Origin of the sequence: Nocardiopsis trehalosi NBRC 14201, from assembly GCF_001552555.1 — a bacterium.
Taxonomy (GTDB): domain Bacteria; phylum Actinomycetota; class Actinomycetes; order Streptosporangiales; family Streptosporangiaceae; genus Nocardiopsis_B; species Nocardiopsis_B trehalosi.
Window position 1 is genome coordinate 1 of sequence record NZ_BCRK01000117.1, and the last position, 19968, is coordinate 19968.

The window sequence follows — 19968 nt, forward strand, 5'->3', positions numbered from 1 at the left end:
CCCATCCAGTCCCATCCAGCACGCCGAGGCATTCGGTCCACTCCCGCGTGCGCGGGGCTCTCTCGACGAGGGTGCCGAGGTCGCCGTCGATGGCCGGTCCACTCCCGCGTGCGCGGGGCTCTCTCCCCGGTGAAAACCAACCTGGTCCTCGCCGACGGTCCACTCCCGCGTGCGCGGGGCTCTCCGAACGGGGTGTAATCGGCGAGGGTTTCTCGCCGGTCCACTCCCGCGTGCGCGGGGCTCTCACCACCGGGATCAACCTAGTCCGGGACCACATCGGTCCACTCCCGCGTGCGCGGGGCTCTCCCCGTGGCCCCGGCGGTGTGCTCCGTCGGGGCCGGTCCACTCCCGCGTGCGCGGGGCTCTCGTCAAAGCCCCCGCCGGAAAGGTCGGCGGGGGCGGTCCACTCCCGCGTGCGCGGGGCTCTCTGCAGGGTCATGGTCGCGACCAGCCCGGAGGTCGGTCCACTCCCGCGTGCGCGGGGCTCTCGGGCCCGGCGTCTCTGGAGCCACAGTCGTACCGGTCCACTCCCGCGTGCGCGGGGCTCTCCGCAGCGCCTCCACCAGCGGCGCCGCCGCGAGCGGTCCACTCCCGCGTGCGCGGGGCTCTCCACACGGCGGATGGACCGCTGGATGTCACCCGCGGTCCACTCCCGCGTGCGCGGGGCTCTCGCTCCGCCCGCCAGCGCCAGCAGGGCGCCGGCCGGTCCACTCCCGCGTGCGCGGGGCTCTCACCGCCTGCGCCACACGCTCGGCCCGGCTCAGCGGTCCACTCCCGCGTGCGCGGGGCTCTCTGGCGGTTGTCGTTCCCCCGCCGGAGGCACCGCGGTCCACTCCCGCGTGCGCGGGGCTCTCCGGATGACCTTGGTTTCGCGGTCACTCATCGGCGGTCCACTCCCGCGTGCGCGGGGCTCTCGGGCGCCCGAACGAGCACATGTGGGACCGGAGCGGTCCACTCCCGCGTGCGCGGGGCTCTCAACGTGTCGGACCGGGCCGCGATGGACACCAACGGTCCACTCCCGCGTGCGCGGGGCTCTCCGGACGGCCCTAGCGGGTGCCTCCGCTGGGGCCGGTCCACTCCCGCGTGCGCGGGGCTCTCATGGGCTCCCAGACCATCAGGTCGAAGCCGAACGGTCCACTCCCGCGTGCGCGGGGCTCTCGGCTTCGCGTCGGCACCGACCGCGCCCTTCACCGGTCCACTCCCGCGTGCGCGGGGCTCTCGCCGCCTTCCGGTACGCGTCCATCCGCGCCACCGGTCCACTCCCGCGTGCGCGGGGCTCTCGCGCGTCTGCTCGTCGTCGGTGCGCGGCGGCCCGGTCCACTCCCGCGTGCGCGGGGCTCTCGCCTTGGTCTCCAGGGATTCGCCGTTGGCGACCGGTCCACTCCCGCGTGCGCGGGGCTCTCCCGCCGATGATCGCTTCCGTGGTGGTCCGGTGCGGTCCACTCCCGCGTGCGCGGGGCTCTCCGCGGGCGCTACGGCGATCTGGTCTACGGCGACGGTCCACTCCCGCGTGCGCGGGGCTCTCTGGGCGGCCGAGCGGCTCCAGGTCCACTGGCTCGGTCCACTCCCGCGTGCGCGGGGCTCTCAGCAAGGGCGGAGGCGGCCACGAGCGGTCCGGCGGTCCACTCCCGCGTGCGCGGGGCTCTCGTCGAACCGTCCGCCGACGCCAAGCTGCGGCGCGGTCCACTCCCGCGTGCGCGGGGCTCTCTGTAGGTGCAGGTGTAGGTGAGGGTGCAGGTGCGGTCCACTCCCGCGTGCGCGGGGCTCTCTGCACGACCTCACGCCGCGCGACGTCCTGCACAGGTCCACTCCCGCGTGCGCGGGGCTCTCGCCCGGAACTCGGTGGAGCTGCCCACCAGAGCCGGTCCACTCCCGCGTGCGCGGGGCTCTCGTTGACCGACGCCGCATGCCGGAGCCTCACCAACGGTCCACTCCCGCGTGCGCGGGGCTCTCAGCAAACGACCTGGGCAAACGCGAGGCGTTACCGAATCGCGATCTGCCAGTCGGGCATCCAAAGGCAAGGCCCGCCCCAAGACGATACTGCCCCATGGCGGCTGAGGCGATGGCCCGCAGATCGTGCCCCGGCCGACGTGGGAGCGGAAGTGGTGGAGTTGGAAGAGGGGCGCCCGGGCGGGCGCCCCTCTGTGGCTGCTTCCGTTTTTTCGTGGCCGGAGGCGGTCTCCGGCCTGCGATATTGCGTGGTTCTCTCAGTGCCCCTCGGCTCCCCCGGGCGGCAGGGCGGGGGCTGCCTGGGGGTCAAGGGGTCGTGGGTTCAAATCCCGCCGTCCCGACGCAGGTCAGAGCCGGTTTCACGCAAGTGGGACCGGCTCTCTGACGTCCAGGAGGATTTGCAGGTGGAGTAGGGCCCTCAGCCCGCCTCCGCCTCGGCCAGGAGCCGCCCCATCGCCTCGGCCGCCGATCGGCGCACCGGACGCAGCTGGTGCCGGTAGACCCGCTCGGTGGTCTCGGTCCCGTCGTGGCCCACCAGCAGGCTGATCTCCTCGCTACTCACCCCCGCGTCCGAGAGCAGCGACACGAACGTGTGCCGCAGTTCGCGCGGTGTCCACGCCATCGGGTCCAGCCCGGCCTCCTTCGCGATCCTGCGGAACCCCCGGAGCACATTGTGCCGCTCGACCGGGGTGCCGATCCGCGTGCAGAACACCAACCCGTTCTCCTGCCACAGCTCCCCGGCCTTGAGCCGGTCGCGCGCCTGCAGCGCACGGTGCCGGCGCAGTGCCTCCGTCGCCTCGCGGCTCAGGCCCAGGGTCCGGCGGGACTTGCGCGTCTTGGTCTCCCCGCCGTCGCGCACCGAGCACCACACGTCGATGGTGTCGGCCCCGGTGTCGACCCGCTCCACCCCAGCGCGCGGATCTCCTCCGTGCGCCCCCCGTGGACAGCGACAGCACCACGTAGGCGCTCCACCGGGGAAAAAACCGGCGCGCCGCCCGCCGGTGACAGCGCCGGGCTGGCGATCTGGCGGATGGTGCTGCGCGGGTTCGGGCGCCAGTAGCCGGTAGGCGGTGGGCTCCGGCAGCCGCCCGGAACCTGAATCGTCCTCCTGGTGCTCGCCCTCGCGCCCGCAATCGCGGACCGACCTTCGGTTCCGCATCGGTCTTCGAGCGCCTGGCCGAAGTGCTAGGCAGTAGCGACAAGTGCGGGACCATCTGCTGTGTAAGGGGGGATCATCGTGCTCGGCCGACTGGGTCAGCCGTTCCGGCGGCGCCGGACGTAGGCGAAGGTGACGGCGGCGAGCAGTGGCCCCCACAGCAGCAGCGGCAGGTAGCACAGGTAGTAGGTCGCGGCTTCCCAGCCGCCTGCCTGGGTGGGGAAGTTCGCGGGCGTCGGCTCGCCTCGGAGGGTGACCCCGGCGAACTCGGCGATCCAGCAGGCGGTCCATAGGACCGTCAGCACCAGGGCGCCCAGAGCCGCGGGGATGGCCGCCGCCTTCGTCGGGATCGGTCGGCCGCGCAGGAACGGAACCCACTGCGGGACCACCTCGCCCCAGCGGGCGATCAGGCCGACCGCGGCGAACGCGGCGGCTTCGGAGGCGATCGACAGGAAGACGATGTAGGCCCGTTCACCGAGCCCGCTCCCGTCGGCGAACGCGGCCGGGAGCCGCCAGATACTGGCCGGCAGCACGACGAACGGGATGGCGAGCGCGGCCGTCCGCGCCCAGCGGGGAACCCCGGCCACCGGGGCGTGGGCGGCTGCCCATGCGGTGCGTAGCCGTCCGGTGGTCACCGGCCGATCGATCACAGCGGTCATAGTCGATCCTTGGTCAGGCGGGCCCGACTGCCCGCTCCGCATCCAAGATCGCAACCACGCCGGGTCATGACATCCCCCGTAGGGGTGAGCCCACCCGCCGCTCGGGGGAAACGCCCGGTGGGCGCGGCTAGAGCCTGTTCCAAAGCTGATCAGAGCCATCCGTTGATGGCGGCGATGTGGACGGTGGCCTGGTAGCGGACGGCGAGCTTGTCGTACCTGGTGGCCGGCGCCCGGTGGCGTTCGAGCCGATTGATCCCGAACTCGCCGGCGTGGCGTTGGCGGTAGTCGGCACAAGAGGAAGGGCTGCCCGGAGGGCCCGCTGAGCCAGCGCTCAATCGACGTTATGCGCTGCTCCGGCCCGTCCAATAGGCGCCGCCGCTGGTCAACGCGTCGTCGGCAGCTGCGCCGCGGCGCCCGGGCCCGGCAGCTGACCTGCGCGGACGCCTATTTCCCTCATTTCGCGGTCCACCCCCGCGTGCGCGGGGATCTCGGCAAACGACCTGGGAAAACGCGACGCGTTACCGAATCGCGGTCTGTGAGACGGGCATGCAAAGGCAGGTCCTACCCCAAGACGATACTTTCCCATGGTTGCTGAGGCGATGGCTGGCAAAGGGCGTCCCGGCCAATTTCAGGCGTTGCGGGTCTGATCGACGATGTCGCGCCGGCGGTGGGATCACCCGCAGGGCGGAGCCTCTTCACCCGCACGGGGGATCACCACATCCAGGGCCGGTGGAGAGACTGTCGGCCATGGCGAATACCCGGCTCCTGCGCGCGATCTTTCACACCCCTCCCGACAGCACCGACACCGAGCGGCCCGTTCCGCGCTGGGTACTGCGGCTGGCCTACGCGATGCCGCTCCTGCTCCTGCCCTCGTGCCTGTGGCGGCTGCCGTTCGCCTTCCACTTCGACATGGGGCAGCAGCACGAGGCCGTCCTGCCGAGCCTGTGGGTAAGCATTCCCTATGTGCTGGGCCTGAGTCTGGTGACCGAACTGGTCGCGTTCCTGTGCCTGGGCCTGGTGCGCCGCTGGGGCGAGGTCACACCCATCTGGCTGCCCGTCATCGGCGGGAGGCGCGTCCCTCCCCTCGCGGCAGTCGGGCCCGCCGTGCTCGGCGGGCTGGTCCTCACCGTGCTGTTCTGCTCCGTGCCGATCGGCGGCGGACAGTCCTTGTCCCTGCTCGGCGTGAGCCAGGACATCACCTACGACAACGGCTGGTGGCGGGCGCTCGCGCTGGTGTGCACCGCCCCGCTCCGCGTGTGGGGACCGGCCGTCATCGTGCTCGCCGGCGCCTACCACCTGCGCCGCCGGTCCAGGCGCATGCCCCACACATGGTCCACGGGAACGTCGGCGCGGGGACGGTAGGGCTGGGCATGGAGCCGGGGCACCAGGGAGCGGCACCCTGCCTCCCACATGGCCGCTGCGGCGCGCGTGCGCTCCACGGCCGCCCGCTCGCGGGCAGGCGAGGCAGCGCCGGCACTCCTGTCGACCAGCAGCGCGGTCATCTGCTCCCCCGGCGCCCGGCGCCCGGCGGAATCGGTGGCGGTGACGCGGTAGCCGGAAACCTGCTCGCCGCGCCGGTGCATCGCGGTTCAGCGGCGCACGGTGCGCTCGACGGCGGCGGGAGTTCCTCGATACGGGCGCCCAAACGAGCGGCCGCGGGCCGACAGGCGCGGGCCATGGGAGCACGCGTCGATTCCGCCACCGGTGGCGTGCGCCGTAGGCTCGTCAGCGTGACCGAGCACGCGTTCCCCCGAGCAGGCTTGATGAGCGAACGCCTGAAGATGCGCCCGTTTCGACCGGAGGACGCCGCCGATGTGCATGCGGTGTGGAACGACGACGTCTACCTGCGCTTCGCGCCCGTCGGGCTGGCCACGGCGGGAGCCGATCTGCCACGGGCCGTCGAGTGGTGTTCGAGCGGGCCGGTCTTCGCCGTCGAACGCCGTGCGGACGGGCGGCTGGTCGGGCACGTCGCGCTGATCCGCACGGACTGGACCGCGATGGTCACCGAGATCCACTACTGGACGGCTCCTTGGGGGCGGGGCAGCGGCTACGCCGCCGAGTCGGTGCGCACCGTGGCGCGATGGGCGCTGACCGCCCAGGGCATGAACCGCGTCGCCCTGTTGGCCATGGTGGACAACGCCGCGTCGATCCGCGTGGCCGAAGCCGCGGGGTTCCGCTTCGAGGGCGTTCTGCGCAACGCCGCGTTGACCCGCTCAGGGCGCGGTGACTTCGCCGCCTACAGCCTGATCCCGGCCGACCTCGCCGGGTAGGCCACGACGCGGACGGCGCTCGTCCGCGTCAGCGGGGAGCGGCGGCCAGCCAGCGGCGGAGGTCGGCGAGCGCCGCGCCGTCGGAGTCGGCGTCGATGGCGGAGGCGAGGTCGGCGATGGTGATACGGGAGAGGACGCCGGCCCAGGCGTCCTCAGCGGCGGCCATGGTGCGGGCGATCGCGCACGGGCGTGTGCACTGCTCGGCGGGAACGGCGAGCGGCCCGCGCTGCCGGATCTCGGCGCAGCGGTAGGCGGGTTCGGTGCCGTCGATGGCCCGGACCACGTCCAAGGCGCTGATCGCCTCCGCCGGCCGGGTGAGGCGGTAGCCGCCGACCTGGCCCGCGGTCGACTGCACGATCCCGGCCCGGGACAGGGTCTGGAGGTGCTTGGCCAGGTAGGACGGCGGAATGCCGTGCAGTTCGGCCAGCCGCGCCGCCGGCACCGGCGTCCGGCTCTGACTGAGCGAGACGCAGCAGTGCAGGGCCCATTCCACCCCGTTGGACAGCTTCATGGGGCGAGTCTATCCCGGACGTTTCGTGTCCGGGTTGTGGTAGAACTCCAGACAACCCGGATACAAGGTGTCCGAGATCGTTCCTGGAGCCCTCTGTGACCCACACCCCCTCCCGAGTCGACGCGGCACCCGCGGTACTGGGAGCCGCCGCCGCACTGTTCGTCGCCGCCGCGAACCTGCGCCCCGCGATCGCGGCCGTGTCCCCGCTGATGGACCGCATCCGCGCCGACCTGGACCTCCCGGCCACGGCCGCCGCGCTGCTGACGACCGTCCCCACACTCGCCATGGGCGTGTGCGCCCCCCTCGCCGCGGTCGTCGGCCGCCGCTTCGGCCTGCACCGCGGCGTCCTGCTCGGGCTGGCCGTCATCGCCCTCGCCACCGCGGCCCGCGCCGCCGGCCCCTCCACCTGGGTGCAGTTGAGCTGCGCGGCGGTCGTGGGAGCGGGCATCGCGATCGCGCAGACGCTCCTGCCCGCCGTCGTGAAGTCGCGGTTCGCGGGACGCGTGGGCCTGGTGACCGGCGTCTACACCGCCGGCCTCGGTCTGGGCGGCGCGGTGGCGGCGGGGGTCAGCGCGCCCTTGGCCGACGCGCTCGGCTCCTGGCCCGGTGCGTTGGCGTCCTGGGCGGTGCTGGCGGTGGCCGGGATGGTGCTGTGGTCGGCCGCCCGGGGGCCGCTGTCCCTCGACGGGGCCGCGGCCGGTTCCGCCCCTGCGGCTCGCGGCCTTCCCTGGCGCAGCGGCACCGCCTGGCGCGTCACGGCCCTGGCGGCCGCCAACTCCGCGCTGTACTACTGCGAGCTGGCCTGGGTCGCGCCGCTGCTGCTCGAAGACGCCGGCCGCACTCCGGCTGCGGCCGGCGCACTGCTGACCGTGATGATCTCGATCCAGGTCGCGGCGATGGTGGCCGTCCCGGCCCTCCTCGGCGAGAAGCGCGACCCGCGGATCGGCTTGGCGCTCACGGCCGCCCTGACCGCCGTCGGCCTGGCGGGGCTCGGGCTGGCCCCCGCTGCGGCGACCTGGCTGTGGATCGCCCTCGTCGGTGTGGGCCATGGCGGCCTGTTCACCCTGGTGCTGGCGCTGCCCGCGGTGATCGGCCGCGACTCCGCCGAAGCCGGGCGATTCAGCGCGATGGCGTTCTTCGTCGGCTACGGGTGCGCGGCGCTGGCCCCGGTGCTGGTGGGGATGCTGCGCGACGCCACCGGCGACTTCCGGATGGCCTTCGCCCTGCTCGGCGGCCTGGCCGCGACCCTGCTGCTGCCCATCGCGCTGCTGCACGGGCGGCGCGACACGGCAGGGCGCGATGGCGCACCTGAGCGGCAGGCGGGCTGACGTCGAGAGGCCGCCACCTTCGGCGTGCGCCCTGCATCGCATGGTCGGCGACCTGGACCGGGACCGCCCCCCGAACCCCATGAGCCCCGAGTTCCTCGCGGCGGTGCGCGGTCGGCTGGACGCCGCGGCCCGGCCCACCCGCCCGCCGCGCCGCACCGCCTGTGGAGGGCCGGCCGGCGAGGCACTGCCGGTCGGCCGCCCCCGGGGCCGCTGAACGAATCCGGTCGGCTGGACGGGCCTGCGTCATGCGGCATATGGCCGAGGAGCAGGCGGCCGGGCACGTCCAGGGTGGTCCACCCGCGCTGCACGACGACTTGGCTGCGATCGTCCGCGGCCAGATCACGCCGGCCGTGGCAGCGGGTGTCGAACCGGCCTCTCTTCAGGCCGATCCGACCATCGCGACCCTCATGACCCGCAGCGCACATCTCCTCGACTGCTGTGACGATGCCGCGTCGCGGCGGCGGCTCCTGGCCCGGCTGGAACGCGTGAACGATCCTCGCGGGGAGCGATACCCCTCGCCGCTCGCGGTGGTCAACGGCTGGCCGGGGCCGGAGGGCCTGCGGCCGGTGCTCGACCGGGCCGTCCGTGCTCTGCAGGCTCGGATACCGGGATGATGGGGCGGCCTCGGCGCGGCGTGAACCGGCTGCCGCCGAGCCGAGGTCGCCATCACCCGCAACCGCCGGGCCCCGAGATCCACGGCCCCGCCCCACCCCGACCGGAGGTCGACCCAGTGTCACCTGCCCGAGTATTCGCCGTCGCCCCGCTGGCTCTGGCGACTCTCGCCCTTTCCGGCTGCTCGCCCTGGGGCTGCACCGACACGACGGCGGAGCGCGGTGAGGCCGGTGCCAGGGTGGAGATCGTGAACACGAATGGTCAGCCCCTCGGCGTCACCGCCGTGGTCGTCGACTGGCGCCTTGAGCCCCACCCGCAGGCGCCCTCCGAAGGCGACCGGGTCCACTTCCGCTTCCGCTTCGACGGCCCCGAGGAGGATTCCGGCACCGCGGTGGACGCCTGCGCGGTCGATAAGGAGCGCGTGGCGTTGGGGTGTCAGACGGTCTACTCATACCAGGCGTTCGGGCCGGCCGACGATCCCCTCACGGGCGACGACTGGCTCGCCGTCGAGCACCCTGAGCAGGTGGCTGGAGTGTTGTTCATCCCCAATGACCAGTCCTACGACCGGCCCACCTGTGAAACGGACATCAAGGACGGTGGCGGGATGCATCCCCCGGAACCGCCCACCAGGGGGGACCAGCTGTAGGGAGGTCAAGGCGGTCGAGAGCGTTCCCGGCCTGTCGTGACCGCGCTGTGGGGGTCGATCGCGGAGTTCCCGCCCAGCGGCGGAGCCGCATCACGGAATCCGTGGACGCCCTCGGCATCCCGTCCGGACCGGGAGAACCCGCTCCCCCACGGCGACCACCTGTTCAACGCCTTCGGCTCCGCCGACCACCCCTTGGGCCGGATGGCGTAGGCGTCATCCGCCTGGGTCGGATGCCACCTCCGTGCGGAGATGGCATCCGACCGGCCGGGCGGCGGAGCCGGCTACGCGCTCCGAGCCAGCAGACCGGCGTCGATGACCTCGGCGATGAGGGCGGCGCCGCGGCTGTTCTGGTGGATGTGGTCGGTCGTGAGCATGAGACCTCGCCGCCGGGAGATCGTGTCGAGGCTGCGGCGCAGGACCGCGTGCTGGAGGATGACACCGATGGCCGCCGCGGGCGTCACCTCCAGGTAGGGAATCGGCGGCGGGTCCGCTCGACGCAGTTCCTCGGTCTGGCGTTCGTGGAGCGGAAGGTAGGCCACGTCGTTGGTGGTGGCGACCTCGGCGATCATCCGGCTGTACTCCCGCGATGCCTGTGCCGCTGCTCCGTCGAGTCGTTGGCCGAGTACGGGTGGCGACAGCAGACCGATCGTCGCGTCGGTCTCCGCTCGCAGCCGTGCGACGACGTCTCCCAGGCACTGCTGGAACCAGCCCGCCGACGGGCGGTCAGGGAGCCGTTTGCGCTTCATGGCCTGCTCGACGGGGTAGCCGGCCAGGCTCGCTCGGGCGTCGTTGGTCCCGATCAACACGGTGATCACGTCGGGTGGGTTGGTGACGACGGCGTCGAGGCGCTGCAGGAGGTTGTAGGCGAAGTCGCCGTTGACGCCGAACCGGGCGGGCCGCACGACTCCGGGAGGGTGACGCCGTCCGAGAAGGCCCAGGTAGTCGACGCTGAACTGCGCGCGGGTGAGGCTGTCGCCGAGGCACGCGATGCGTGTCGTCACGGCGCTTCCTCCGGGCGGATCGTGCCGACGCGACCGGTCGGGCGGGCGTCGGTCCGAGGGCGGTGGTCGGTGCCGAGGGTCGCGGTGATGGACAGGAGGGACGTCGGCCCCTCCATGTCGACCACGTGCCATACTCCGGCCGGGTTGATGGTGGCCTCGCCCGGCCCGAGCAGAACGTGTTCGGGCGCCCCGTCCACGTCGCGGGTGACCTTCACGGACCCGCTGAGGCAGATGACCAGTTCGTCGCCCGCGGGGTGGCTCTCCCAGTGGTCGCCGCGCCCGTCGCCGTCGAAGATCGCCACCATCCGACCCTCGGCGCCGTCTGCCGCTACCGCGGCGCTGTAGGCCTGGAGCACCTCGGGGTCCCAGGCGAAGCCCTCGACGGGCCTCGCCCTCGATCCCAGTCCGAGGTGCACGGGGGTGGTCCGCAGGTCCATGGCGTTGCGTTCGTGGTTGACGAGTCTCATGCCGATGATCGTCCACGACAGGGATCGGGCGGTCTTGAAGAAATGGGAAGGGGAGCCGCCGCGAAGGGCAGGCGGTCGGCGGCTACCCGGCTCCGAGGAGGACTTCGCCGCGACGCCAGGCCGTCGGCGACCGGCCCGTGAACTCGCGCCAGTCCCGGACGAGATGCGCCTGGTCGGCATAGCCGGAGACGGTCGCCACATCGCCCCACGGGGGCGGGTCCTGCGCCGCCGCCAGTTCGTGCGCGTGCTCGAAGCGCAGGACCCGGGCGAAGGTCTTCGGCGCCAGGCCCACCTCACCGCGAAACCGCTCGGTGAGGTACCGGCGGCTCCAGCCGAGTTCCGCGGCGACCGCACCCACCTGGACGCACCCCCGCGCGGCGACGAGCCGGCGCAAGGCCTCGGCCACCTCGGGGCGCACCCGACGCATGTGGTCGCCGCGGGCGCCGCGGCCGACGGCCCGGAGGAGCACGTCGTCCAGCGCGGTGAACCGCGCCGCCCATGTCGTCGCCGATCGGAGCCGGTCGACCAGCTCAACGGCAAGCGCTCCGAGAAGCTCGTCGAGTGGGACCAGTCGGTGGGCGAGTTCGGCGGACGGCATGCCGTAGATGGCCCGGGCCCCGAGCGGTGTCAGCGATACCTGAACACCTTGCTGGCGTCCGTCGTGGTGGATCGCGACGGACCGGCACATCAGGCCGGCGGCGAGGCTGCCGAATCGAGTGACCGGTGACCCGTCGTCGACGCCCGCCGCCACCTCCATGGGATCCGACAGGCTGATCACCGCGGTGAGCGCGCGGCTCGGCGGGCCGCGGTGCACCCCCGTCGGGAGTCCACGCAGGTCGAAGCCGACATACGAGTCGACGTAGTCCCGCAAGCCGGGCGCCGGGCGTGCGCCGATCTCGGTGGCCGTGTGGTCCTCCATTTTCGTGAGTGTACGAGCCGCCCAGCCCAGGAAGGTCGCGGCCCAAGGGCGATCAAGGTACGTGAGAACCGCCTGCAACCACGACTCCGCCGATGATCCGGTCGTTCGTCTCAGTGAACTCGGTGACGACGATGAGGAGGTTCTTCGGCGTGATGGCCCTTATCCGTCGGACGGCGTGAGGGGGTCAACCGCGAGGGGGTTGCTGCGGGGTGACCAGGTGGCGGACGGCGTCGGTGATGACGGTGCGCCGCTGTGCGTCGGGGACGAGGCGGCCGACGTCCTCGGTGTGGTGCTGCCACATGTTGGCCAGGGCCAGTACCAGGGCGAGGATCTCGCCGGCCGACCGGTCGGATCTGACGGTGCCGCCCCGCTGTGCCGCCTCGATGGCCGTGATCTTCTCGTCCATGGAGCGGGCGACCATCTCGGAGACCGGTCGTTCCCCGCGTTCGAGCGCGTACCACGCGAGGAACCGCATGACCTGCGGGTTCTGTGCCGCGGCGTCGTGCAGGCGGCCGGCGTATCCGGGCAGGTCGTCGGCGTCGATGGGCACGGCGTCCACCGTCTGCTCCGCGATCGCCTCGTAGACGGCGTCGAACAGGCCCTCCTTGCCGGCGAAGAACGAGTACACGAGGCCGGGGCTGATGCCGGCGCGTCCGGCGATCCGGTCCACCCGGGCGCCGGCCACGCCGTACTCGGCGAACTCGGCCAGGGCCGCGTCCATCAGCTGCTGCCGCTTGCGGTCGGGGTCACGCGTTGCCATGCCTCCACCCTCGCTTAATGAACGTTCATTTGACAAGTCGGGGACCGCGCACGCATGCTGAACGTAGTGAATGAACGTTCATTTAAGAGGATGTGTGATGACCGCGCAGCACTGGACCCCCGCCGACATTCCGTCACTCGACGGACGAACCGCCCTGATCACCGGTGCCAACAGCGGCATCGGCTACCGCACCGCCCGGGCCCTGGCCCGGCACGGTGCCCGCGTCCTGCTCGCCGGGCGCCGACCGGACGCCCTGGCCGAAGCCGCCGCCCGCCTGCGCGCCGACGTGCCCGGCGCCCGCCTGGAGACCGTGGAACTCGACCTCGGCGACCTGGCCACGATCCGCGACGCGGCGGCCCCGCTCGCCGCCGGCGAGACGATCGACATCCTCGTCAACAACGCGGGCGTCATGAACGTCCCCGAACGCCGCACCACCCGCGACGGCCTCGAACTGACCGTCGGCACCAACCACCTCGGCCACTTCGCGCTGACCGCGCACCTGATGCCCGCGCTGGCGCGCTCGGCGGCCGCGCGGATCGTCACGGTCAGCGCCATCGCCGCCACCTGGCGCTGGGGCGACCTCGCCGACCTGATGAGCGAACAGCGCTACCGCCCGATGGGCGCGTACGCGAAGTCCAAGCGCGCCAACGTCGTCTTCACCCGGGAACTCGCCCGCCGCCTCGGCGGCGGCCCGCACCGCGCCTTGGCCGTGCATCCGGGTTCGGCTTTCACCGACCTGCAGCGCCACACGTCGGCCGGGCGGGCGGGGCGGCTGTTCGTCGCCCTGGCCGCGCGTACCCTGATGGGGTCGGCCGAGGGCGCCGCCTGGCCCTCCCTGTACGGCGCGACCCACCCCGAGGCCGCGAGCGGCGCGTTCCTCGGTCCCGCCGGACGGGACCAGACCTCCGGCACTCCCAAGCCGGCACCCCTGCCCACCGGGGCCGACAGCCCTGAGCTGGGTTCCCGGCTGTGGCGTGAGAGCGAACGGCTGACCGGCGTCGCGTTCCCGGTGCCGCAGACCTGACCCCTACCGCGAGGTGCCGCCGAGCGCGCACCCCGGCTCGGTTCGGCCGATGCCGGAGGAGGCTCAGCGGGGCGGGCGGGTGGGTCGCGCGGGTGGGGCCTGCGGTGCGGTCCAACTGGCGAGGAGTCGGAGGCGGTCCGCCGAGGGGGTGCCCGGCTCGGCCGTGTAGACGATCAGGTCGTGGACGGCCCGCTGGGGCAGGGGCAGGTCCAGGGAGCGGAAGGTCATCTCGACACGGCCGACTTCGGGGTGGTTCAGCCGCTTGGCGCCTTCGTGGCGGATGCGGACGTCGTGGCTGGCCCACATGGTGCGGAAGTCGGGACTGAGGGTGGACAGTTCTCCGACGAGCTCACGCAGGGCCCGGTCGTGGGGCTCGCGCCCGGCTTCGGCGCGGAGCACGGCGACCGTGGCCCGCGCGCCTTCCTCCCAGTCGGCGAAGAAGTCGGCGGAGCCGGGGTCGAGGAAGAAGTAGCGGGGGAAGTTGGCGCAGCCCCGGTCGCCGGTGGTGGCGCTGTCGAACATCGGTGCGTACAGCGCCCTGCACAGCGCGTTGCTCGCGACGATGTCCAGGCGGCCGTTGCGGACGAAGGCGGGGGCCATGGTCATGGCGTCCACCATCCACTGGACGGAGGCCGGGATGTCGACGTCCTTGCGGCGGTGCGACCTGCGGCGGGCGGGGCGGGCGGCTCTGGCCAGCTCGAACAGGTAGGTGCGCTCGTCCTCGTCGAGGAGCAGCGCGCGGGCGACCGCTTCCAGCACCTCCTCGGAGACGCCGCCGATGTGGCCCTTCTCCAGCCGTGTGTACCACTCGGTGCTCACGCCGGCGAGGGCCGCGACCTCCTCGCGCCGCAGCCCCGGAACGCGGCGGCGCCGGCCGGCGGGCAGTCCGACCCGCTCCGGGGCGAGCTTGGCGCGTCGGCTGATGAGGAAGTCGCGGATGTCCGAGCGGTTGCCGGTGGAAGCACCGGTGGGGGTTTCGGACGGAGGTTCCATTCGTCCAGGGTAGCCACGGTCCGGCCGATAAGGAGGTCGCGTTCATACCCCCCATGAACGCGACCTTTTCCGCCTTCGGCGGCGCCGGTTTCCTGGGGGCAGCTGACGTGAACGGCACCCCTCCATGGCGGGCCGCCGTCCGCCGTTCCCCACTCCCACCTCAGGAGCATCACCATGGCCGGCAAGACCGTACTGATCACCGGCGCGACCAGCGGTATCGGCGCCCACACCGCGCGGACGCTCCTCGACCGCGGCCACCGCGTGGCGGTCACCGGCCGCGACGAGGGCAGGCTGAAGGCGTTCCTCGACCAGGCCGGCCACGCCGACCGGCTGCTGGGCCTGGTCGCGGACGCGGCGGACTGGCAGGCCACCGAGTCGGCCGTGGCCCGCACCGTGGAGCGTTTCGGCGCCCTCGACGCGGCGGTGGCCAACGCCGGGTTCATGTCCGGTGGCTCCATCGGGGCCGGTGACCCGACGTCCTGGGCGCCGATGGTCCTCACCAACGTCCTCGGCCCCGCCCTGCTGGCCCACGCCACCCTGCCGCACCTCGAGGCCGGTGGCGGACGGCTGGTGCTCATCGGCAGCGTCGCCGGGCTGAAGAACTCCCCCGCCAACCTCTACTCGTCCACCAAGTGGGCCACCACCGGGCTCGCCGAGAACCTGCGCCTGCACGCCACGACCCGCGGCGTCGGGGTCACCCTCGTCAACCCCGGCATGATCGACACGCCCTTCTGGGAAGGCGTCGGCGCTCCCCCCTTCGCCCTGTCCCCCCAGCCCATCGCCGAGGCCGTCTGCTTCGCCCTCGACCAGCCGACGGGCGTCGACCTCAACACCCTGACCATCCGCCCCGTGGGCCAGCCCGCCTGACCGCGCCCGCCCGCCCCACCACGCCGCCCACGCTCGCGGAGCCGCTTCTGTGAGCCGGCACCAGGCGCCGCGGTCACCGCATCGCCCACCGGCAGGACGACGGTCCTCGCCGGTGGGCGGCCTCCGTCGTCCCCTGGGTTCGCCGGACCGACGGGCCCAGGCCCGCGACGACGACGTACTACCTGTGCAGGCGGCGACTTCCATGAACGATGGAGCCGAAGAATGGATTGCAGGATTCCTTTCCCCGAGTGACGTACTGGCGCTGCGACGCGTCTCGGTCCGGGTGGCGGGGACTCGCGGGATCGAGTTGCTCGAACCGGGCCGGGAGGCGTGGATGCGGCCGGCCCACGGCCTCCGGCTCCGGGGTGGTGCGTCAGCGTTGCGGGTGGGGGTGGGTGGCGGGCCAGTCCCACGTGGTGAGGACGTCGCGCATCAGGCGGGCGGCGGGTGGGAGGCGGTCGTCGGCGTTCCAGAGCAGGGTGACGGTGCGGCGGCAGGCGGGGTCGTCGACGGCGAGCCAGGCGATGGGCGTATCGGGGGCGGTGCGCCGGGCGATGGCGGGGACGAGGCCGATCCCCAGTCCGGCGGCGATCAGCTCCGCGATGGCGGTGGGCTCGTCGCCCTCGCAGACCACCCTCGGGATGAGGCCGCTCGCGGCGAAGAGGCGGTCGAGGAGGCGGCGCTGCCAGTGCCCCTGGCCGGCGGCGACGAACGGCAGGCCGGCGAGCTCCTCGACGCGCACCGAGGCGCGGCCCGCCAGCGGGTGGTCGAGCGGGACGCCCAGCAGCACCTTCTCGTCGAGCAGCCGGACCGATTCCACGTCCCCCACGGGAAGCGGCTGCGAGGCGACGCAGAGGTCGACCTCCCGGGCGCGCAGGCGGCGGGCCATCTCCTCGACCGACGCCTGGTGGAGACGGATCTCGACGGCGGGGTGCGCCCGCTTGAACGCCGTCAGCGGCCCGGTGAAGGCGAGGAAGGTCTCCGAGGCCAGGCGCACGGCGCCGAACCCCTCGCCGACGGCCTCGGCGACGGCCCGCCGCCCCGCGTCGAGCTCACCCAGGGAGCGTTCGACGTAGCCCCGGAACAGCCGTCCGGCGTCGTTCAGCCGGAGCCGGCCGGCCCGGTCGAACAGCGGCGTGCCGAGCTCCCGCTCCAACCGGGTGATCGTGCGGCTCAGCGACGGCTGGGCGACGCGGAGCTCCTCGGCCGCGCGGCTGAGGTGCTCCAGCCGGGCGACCACGAGGAACTGCGTGAGCGTGTGCAGGTCCATGGCCCTCCCCCGTGCGCCGCCGCCCCGTACAGCGGATCGACGGGAGCCGTCATGCCCGCCGGGGCATAACACCTTAGCGATATAGATCTTAGACAGGATAACGCGCGGATCATAACGTCATGGGCGACCGACCCCTCGACGACCGAGTGAAGAGGACGCCCCATGACCACCGCAGCCGACAGGCCACCCCCCGCCGGGCCGACCGCGTCCGGCGCCGCCCGGCGGACGGGCCGCACCGGCTGGGCGCTGCGCGCCGTCGTCACCGCCCACACGATCGCCGCCTTCGGGCAGCCCGTGTTCGCCGGCGTCTACCTGAGCGGCGACTACGACGGCCTGCGCTGGCATGTGGCCGGCGCCGACACCGTCACCTCCATCGGCTACCTGCAGATCGCCGCGGCGGCCGTGGTCTGGGGCCGGCTCCGCCTGGCCTGGCCGTTCCTCGCCACCCTCGCGCTGGTGGCGGCCGAGACGGTGCAGTACCTGGTCGGCATGACCGGGGCGCTGTGGGCGCACTTCCCGCTGGGCGTGGCGACCATCGCCGGGCTCGTGGTGATGTTCGTCGGCGTGTGGTGCCGACCGCTGGACCGGCGGGCGCGGCCTTCCCGTGCGCGGGCCCGCGCCAGCGCCGATGCGGGTCGGCGGGAGGCCGGCGATGCGTGAGCACGCAGACGACCGCGCGGGCCGCCCGATGGGCGTGACCCGGCGCCGGGCGCTGAACATCGGTGGGTCGCTCGCGCTGCTGGCGGCCACCGGACTGGCGGCGTCGGCCGCGCTGTCGCGCCACCCGCCGGCCACCGGCGCCGAACTGCGCAGCGCCGTGCCGCTGCCGCCCGCGTTCCGGGTGCCGCTGCCGCTGCCGCCCGTGCTGGCGCCGGTCGCCACCTCGGGCGGCGTCGACCGGTACGAGATCACCCAGCGCGCGGCCGACGTGGAGATCCTGCCCGGTGTCCGGACGCCGATGTGGACCTACGACGGCGTCTTCCCGGGGCCGACCATCGAGTCGCGCCGCGGCCGGCCGGTCGCGGTCACCCACCGCAACGAACTGCCCGTGCCGACCGCCGTCCACCTGCACGGCGGCCGGACCCCCGCCGAGTCCGACGGGTACCCGACCGACCTCGTCCTGCCCGAAGGCTGGCCGGACGCCGCGCGGCCCGCCCCGGGCGGCCACGGGCACGGCGCGCACACGATGCACGACCCCCGCGCGGTGGAGACCCGGCTGACCCGCGACTACACGTTCCCCTTGGACCAGCGGCCGGCCCTGCTCTGGTACCACGACCACCGGATGGACTTCACCGGCCCCGCGGTCTGGCGCGGCCTCGCCGGGCTGCACATCGTGCGCGACGACGCCGAGGAGGCGCTCGGCCTGCCCTCGGGGCCGCGCGAACTGCCCCTGATGATCGCGGACCGCGCGTTCACCGAGGACGGCGGCCTCGACTACCCCGCGCTCGACCCGACGCTGCGGGGGCGGCCCGGCGTCCGCGAGCCCTACCTCGGCGGGGTCCTCGGGGACGTGATCCTGGTCAACGGGGCCCCGTGGCCGGTGCACGAGGTCGACGCGGCCCGGTACCGGCTGCGCATCCTGAACGCCTCGAACGCCCGGCACTACGACCTCGAGGCGGTCGTTGACGGCGGACGCCGCCTCGACCTCGTCCAGGTCGGCGCCGACCAGGGCCTGCTCGCCGCGCCCGTCACCCACCGGTCCCTGCCGATCGCGCCGGCCGAGCGGTACGACGTCGTCGTGGACTTCTCCGAGGTGCCGGTCGGCGGCCTCGTCCGCGTCGTCGACCGGACGGGCTCCGGGCGCACCCGCGACGTGCTGGCCTTCCGGGTCGCCCGCAGGGCCGCCGACGACAGCCCCGTGCCCGACGTCCTCGCGGACGACCTGCCGACCTGGCGCCGGTCGGAGGCCGTCCGGGTGCGCGAGCTGTCCTTCCGCGCCGGCCGCATGCGCGGCGGCCACGGGTGGCTGATCGACGGGCTGCCGTTCGACCCCGCACGCTCCGACGTCACCGTCGGGCTGGGCGACGTCGAGGTGTGGCGGCTGGTCGCCGACGTCCACCACCCCGTGCACCTGCACCTGGTCGGCTTCCGCGTGCTCTCCCGCGGCGGGGGGCCGCCGCTGCCGCACGACGCGGGCCTCAAGGACACCGTCTCCTTGCGGCCGGCCGAATCGGCGGAGATCATCACACGATTCGACGGCTACCGGGGCCGCTACCTCTTCCACTGCCACAACGCCGAGCACGAGGACATGGGGATGATGGCGAACCTGGAGGTCACCTGAGCCGGACGCGGTCCGCGCCGCCGGCCCGGCCGCCCGGTCGGGCGGCGTCGACGGGTAGCGGCCCCGGAGGGGTGACCGGCGACCCGCCGTGGTCGTGGCGGCGTCCGGCGGCGGCCCTCGGCCCCGAACGGAGTGCGCCCTGCGGGGGCCGGCGGTGCGTTCCGCCGGCCCCCGCTGGTGGCGCCCCCGGACTCGACGTCCTCGGCCGCCCATGTCGCCCGCGCCCCGGTGGCGCGCTCGTAGCGGCCGACGGGGCGCGCCGCGTCGGCCGCTACGAGCGGGACGAGGCGGGAACCTCGCGTTGGTCGCGGGGGTGGCCGCCATCACGGGCTTCGGCCTGGACCACCACGGCGTGGAAATCGTCGGCACGCTGCCGTCCGGTCTGCCCCCGTTCGGCCTCTCCGACCTGTCCCTGGACCAGGTGGACCCGGAGGACCCCGGTCCACCCCCGCGTGTGCGGGGCTCTCTCCGCCGTCGCTGCGGCGGGGAAGACGTAGCCCGGTCCACCCCCGCGTGCGCGGGGCTCTCGAGCACGCGAGGTAGACCATGGTCCGCCCCGTCGGTCCACCCCCGCGTGCGCGGGGCTCTCCACACCGAGCTGGACGCCGCGGCCGCCGACGCCGGTCCACCCCCGCGTGCGCGGGGCTCTCGTCGTCAACATGGCGTAGGCGTCGAGGTCTTCCGGTCCACCCCCGCGTGCGCGGGGCTCTCGAACCGGCCGACGTCGACCCCGGGGGCCGCGCCGGTCCACCCCCGCGTGCGCGGGGCTCTCCCGTGCAGGGCAGCCAGGCCCACCCCGGACTCCGGTCCACCCCCGCGTGCGCGGGGCTCTCGCGAGGTTGGCCATCATGAACTCCGCGGTCTCCGGTCCACCCCCGCGTGCGCGGGGCTCTCAGTAAACGACCTGGGCGAACGCGGGGCGTTACCGAATCGCTATCTGAGGGGAGGGCATGCAGTGGCTGGCTCGTCTCGGAGCATATTGCCCCGTGATTGCTGCCGTGACGGTTCCCGCGCATGTCTTCGGTGTGGCGAGGCTGCTCCTGATGCGGTGGTGGGGTGCGGGGGCGCGTTGGCGCATGGTGGTGAGGAGCCCGGCTCCGGTTGCCGGGACTCGCGCTTCGCGCGTCCGCCGTCGTCCGGTTCCGGGAGAGCGTGGTCGAGCACCTGCGGGCCCGCCTGTGACCGGCCGGGCGCCCGGTCGGGCTCGGGCGGCGTGGCGGGGGTGGGCGGGGGGGGTCAGGGGGTGTGGCGGGG

General features: G+C 73.5%; 19 protein-coding genes and 2 CRISPR repeat arrays. Of the genes, 9 read left to right on the forward strand and 10 right to left on the reverse strand.

Translation table 11 applies throughout. The annotated features are described in order from the left end of the window. Positions 1-33 precede the first annotated feature (33 nt). A CRISPR array of direct repeats spans positions 34-1953; the repeat unit is 29 nt; unit sequence CGGTCCACTCCCGCGTGCGCGGGGCTCTC. A gap of 415 nt (positions 1954-2368) precedes the next feature. From NT8_RS28815 to NT8_RS28820, 3 genes are all read right to left on the reverse strand, one after another. Next, complete coding sequence (locus tag NT8_RS28815; protein WP_067971286.1) at positions 2369-2857, reverse strand: tyrosine-type recombinase/integrase; 489 nt, start codon at positions 2855-2857, stop codon at positions 2369-2371. A 347-nt stretch (positions 2858-3204) separates the two neighbouring features. Then, positions 3205-3765: a hypothetical protein gene (locus NT8_RS18950; RefSeq protein WP_067971288.1), complete on the reverse strand. Its 561-nt coding sequence runs from the start codon at positions 3763-3765 to the stop codon at positions 3205-3207. A 149-nt stretch (positions 3766-3914) separates the two neighbouring features. Then, positions 3915-4100: a hypothetical protein gene (locus NT8_RS28820; protein WP_217999238.1), complete on the reverse strand. Its 186-nt coding sequence runs from the start codon at positions 4098-4100 to the stop codon at positions 3915-3917. 412 nt (positions 4101-4512) lie between these two features. Between NT8_RS28820 and NT8_RS18955 the strand changes: the two genes are divergently transcribed. Together NT8_RS18955 and NT8_RS18960 are read left to right on the forward strand one after the other, a co-directional pair. Further along, on the forward strand, positions 4513-5127 hold the full coding sequence (locus NT8_RS18955; protein ID WP_067971289.1) for a hypothetical protein: 615 nt from the start codon (positions 4513-4515) through the stop codon (positions 5125-5127). Positions 5128-5495: 368 nt separating this feature from the next. Then, positions 5496-6035, forward strand: coding sequence for a GNAT family N-acetyltransferase (locus NT8_RS18960; protein ID WP_245646238.1), 540 nt, complete (start codon positions 5496-5498; stop codon positions 6033-6035). 28 nt (positions 6036-6063) lie between these two features. Here the strand turns inward: NT8_RS18960 and NT8_RS18965 are convergent, their stop codons facing one another. Continuing rightward, positions 6064-6546 carry an RrF2 family transcriptional regulator gene (locus tag NT8_RS18965; protein ID WP_067971293.1) on the reverse strand — a complete coding sequence of 161 codons (483 nt, stop codon included), beginning with the start codon at positions 6544-6546 and terminating at the stop codon, positions 6064-6066. A 95-nt stretch (positions 6547-6641) separates the two neighbouring features. Here NT8_RS18965 and NT8_RS18970 point away from each other — a divergent pair, with 95 nt between their 5' ends. The 3 genes from NT8_RS18970 to NT8_RS18980 all read left to right on the forward strand — a co-directional run bounded on the left by NT8_RS18970 (position 6642) and on the right by NT8_RS18980 (position 9132). Further along, the gene (locus NT8_RS18970; RefSeq protein WP_067971295.1) at positions 6642-7874 is read left to right on the forward strand and encodes an MFS transporter; all 1233 of its coding nucleotides are present in this window, start codon (positions 6642-6644) and stop codon (positions 7872-7874) included. A gap of 254 nt (positions 7875-8128) precedes the next feature. Next, entirely contained in the window at positions 8129-8488 is a 360-nt protein-coding gene (locus NT8_RS18975; RefSeq protein WP_157515888.1) for a hypothetical protein, read from the forward strand. Between the two features lie 236 nt (positions 8489-8724). Next, on the forward strand, positions 8725-9132 hold the full coding sequence (locus NT8_RS18980; protein WP_245646239.1) for a hypothetical protein: 408 nt from the start codon (positions 8725-8727) through the stop codon (positions 9130-9132). Positions 9133-9413: 281 nt separating this feature from the next. Here the strand turns inward: NT8_RS18980 and NT8_RS18985 are convergent, their stop codons facing one another. From NT8_RS18985 to NT8_RS19000, 4 genes are all read right to left on the reverse strand, one after another. Beyond that, a complete protein-coding gene (locus NT8_RS18985) occupies positions 9414-10133 on the reverse strand; it encodes an SGNH/GDSL hydrolase family protein (protein ID WP_067971299.1) in 720 nt (239 codons plus the stop codon). Then, positions 10130-10600 carry a cupin domain-containing protein gene (locus NT8_RS18990; protein ID WP_067971302.1) on the reverse strand — a complete coding sequence of 157 codons (471 nt, stop codon included), beginning with the start codon at positions 10598-10600 and terminating at the stop codon, positions 10130-10132. Before NT8_RS18990 ends, NT8_RS18985 begins: the two co-directional genes overlap by 4 nt. An 82-nt stretch (positions 10601-10682) precedes the next feature. Further along, positions 10683-11519 (reverse strand): helix-turn-helix domain-containing protein, encoded by an 837-nt coding sequence (locus tag NT8_RS18995; RefSeq protein ID WP_067971317.1) that lies wholly within the window; start codon positions 11517-11519, stop codon positions 10683-10685. Between the two features lie 184 nt (positions 11520-11703). Beyond that, entirely contained in the window at positions 11704-12279 is a 576-nt protein-coding gene (locus NT8_RS19000) for a TetR family transcriptional regulator (protein ID WP_067971304.1), read from the reverse strand. A 97-nt stretch (positions 12280-12376) separates the two neighbouring features. Here NT8_RS19000 and NT8_RS19005 point away from each other — a divergent pair, with 97 nt between their 5' ends. Beyond that, positions 12377-13303, forward strand: a complete 927-nt coding sequence (locus NT8_RS19005) for an oxidoreductase (protein ID WP_067971306.1) — start codon at positions 12377-12379, stop codon at positions 13301-13303. A gap of 63 nt (positions 13304-13366) precedes the next feature. Here the strand turns inward: NT8_RS19005 and NT8_RS19010 are convergent, their stop codons facing one another. Further along, positions 13367-14296, reverse strand: a complete 930-nt coding sequence (locus NT8_RS19010; protein WP_067971307.1) for a helix-turn-helix transcriptional regulator — start codon at positions 14294-14296, stop codon at positions 13367-13369. Between the two features lie 174 nt (positions 14297-14470). On the opposite strand from NT8_RS19010, the gene NT8_RS19015 reads away from it, so the two are divergent. Beyond that, complete coding sequence (locus tag NT8_RS19015) at positions 14471-15163, forward strand: SDR family oxidoreductase (protein ID WP_067971308.1); 693 nt, start codon at positions 14471-14473, stop codon at positions 15161-15163. A gap of 373 nt (positions 15164-15536) precedes the next feature. On the opposite strand, the gene NT8_RS19020 is transcribed toward NT8_RS19015, so the two are convergent. After that, positions 15537-16433, reverse strand: coding sequence for a LysR family transcriptional regulator (locus tag NT8_RS19020; RefSeq protein ID WP_067971313.1), 897 nt, complete (start codon positions 16431-16433; stop codon positions 15537-15539). 162 nt (positions 16434-16595) lie between these two features. Between NT8_RS19020 and NT8_RS30305 the strand changes: the two genes are divergently transcribed. Together NT8_RS30305 and NT8_RS19030 are read left to right on the forward strand one after the other, a co-directional pair. Beyond that, positions 16596-17093: a hypothetical protein gene (locus NT8_RS30305; protein ID WP_174549604.1), complete on the forward strand. Its 498-nt coding sequence runs from the start codon at positions 16596-16598 to the stop codon at positions 17091-17093. Beyond that, on the forward strand, positions 17086-18714 hold the full coding sequence (locus NT8_RS19030; RefSeq protein ID WP_084469083.1) for a multicopper oxidase family protein: 1629 nt from the start codon (positions 17086-17088) through the stop codon (positions 18712-18714). The genes NT8_RS30305 and NT8_RS19030 overlap by 8 nt, the downstream gene beginning before the upstream one ends. A 438-nt stretch (positions 18715-19152) precedes the next feature. After that, positions 19153-19608: direct repeats of the CRISPR family, unit length 29 nt; unit sequence CGGTCCACCCCCGCGTGCGCGGGGCTCTC. Positions 19609-19968 lie beyond the last annotated feature (360 nt).

Coding starts and splice junctions, on each gene's coding strand:
- NT8_RS18955 (WP_067971289.1), top strand. CDS start 4,513: ATGGCGAATACCCGGCTCCTGCGCGCGATCTTTCACACCCCTCCCGAC.
- NT8_RS19000 (WP_067971304.1), bottom strand. CDS start 12,279: ATGGCAACGCGTGACCCCGACCGCAAGCGGCAGCAGCTGATGGACGCG.
- NT8_RS18975 (WP_157515888.1), top strand. CDS start 8,129: ATGGCCGAGGAGCAGGCGGCCGGGCACGTCCAGGGTGGTCCACCCGCG.
- NT8_RS18990 (WP_067971302.1), bottom strand. CDS start 10,600: ATGAGACTCGTCAACCACGAACGCAACGCCATGGACCTGCGGACCACC.
- NT8_RS19015 (WP_067971308.1), top strand. CDS start 14,471: ATGGCCGGCAAGACCGTACTGATCACCGGCGCGACCAGCGGTATCGGC.
- NT8_RS19020 (WP_067971313.1), bottom strand. CDS start 16,433: ATGGACCTGCACACGCTCACGCAGTTCCTCGTGGTCGCCCGGCTGGAG.
- NT8_RS18950 (WP_067971288.1), bottom strand. CDS start 3,765: ATGACCGCTGTGATCGATCGGCCGGTGACCACCGGACGGCTACGCACC.
- NT8_RS19005 (WP_067971306.1), top strand. CDS start 12,377: ATGACCGCGCAGCACTGGACCCCCGCCGACATTCCGTCACTCGACGGA.
- NT8_RS18965 (WP_067971293.1), bottom strand. CDS start 6,546: ATGAAGCTGTCCAACGGGGTGGAATGGGCCCTGCACTGCTGCGTCTCG.
- NT8_RS30305 (WP_174549604.1), top strand. CDS start 16,596: ATGACCACCGCAGCCGACAGGCCACCCCCCGCCGGGCCGACCGCGTCC.
- NT8_RS19010 (WP_067971307.1), bottom strand. CDS start 14,296: ATGGAACCTCCGTCCGAAACCCCCACCGGTGCTTCCACCGGCAACCGC.
- NT8_RS19030 (WP_084469083.1), top strand. CDS start 17,086: ATGCGTGAGCACGCAGACGACCGCGCGGGCCGCCCGATGGGCGTGACC.
- NT8_RS18995 (WP_067971317.1), bottom strand. CDS start 11,519: ATGGAGGACCACACGGCCACCGAGATCGGCGCACGCCCGGCGCCCGGC.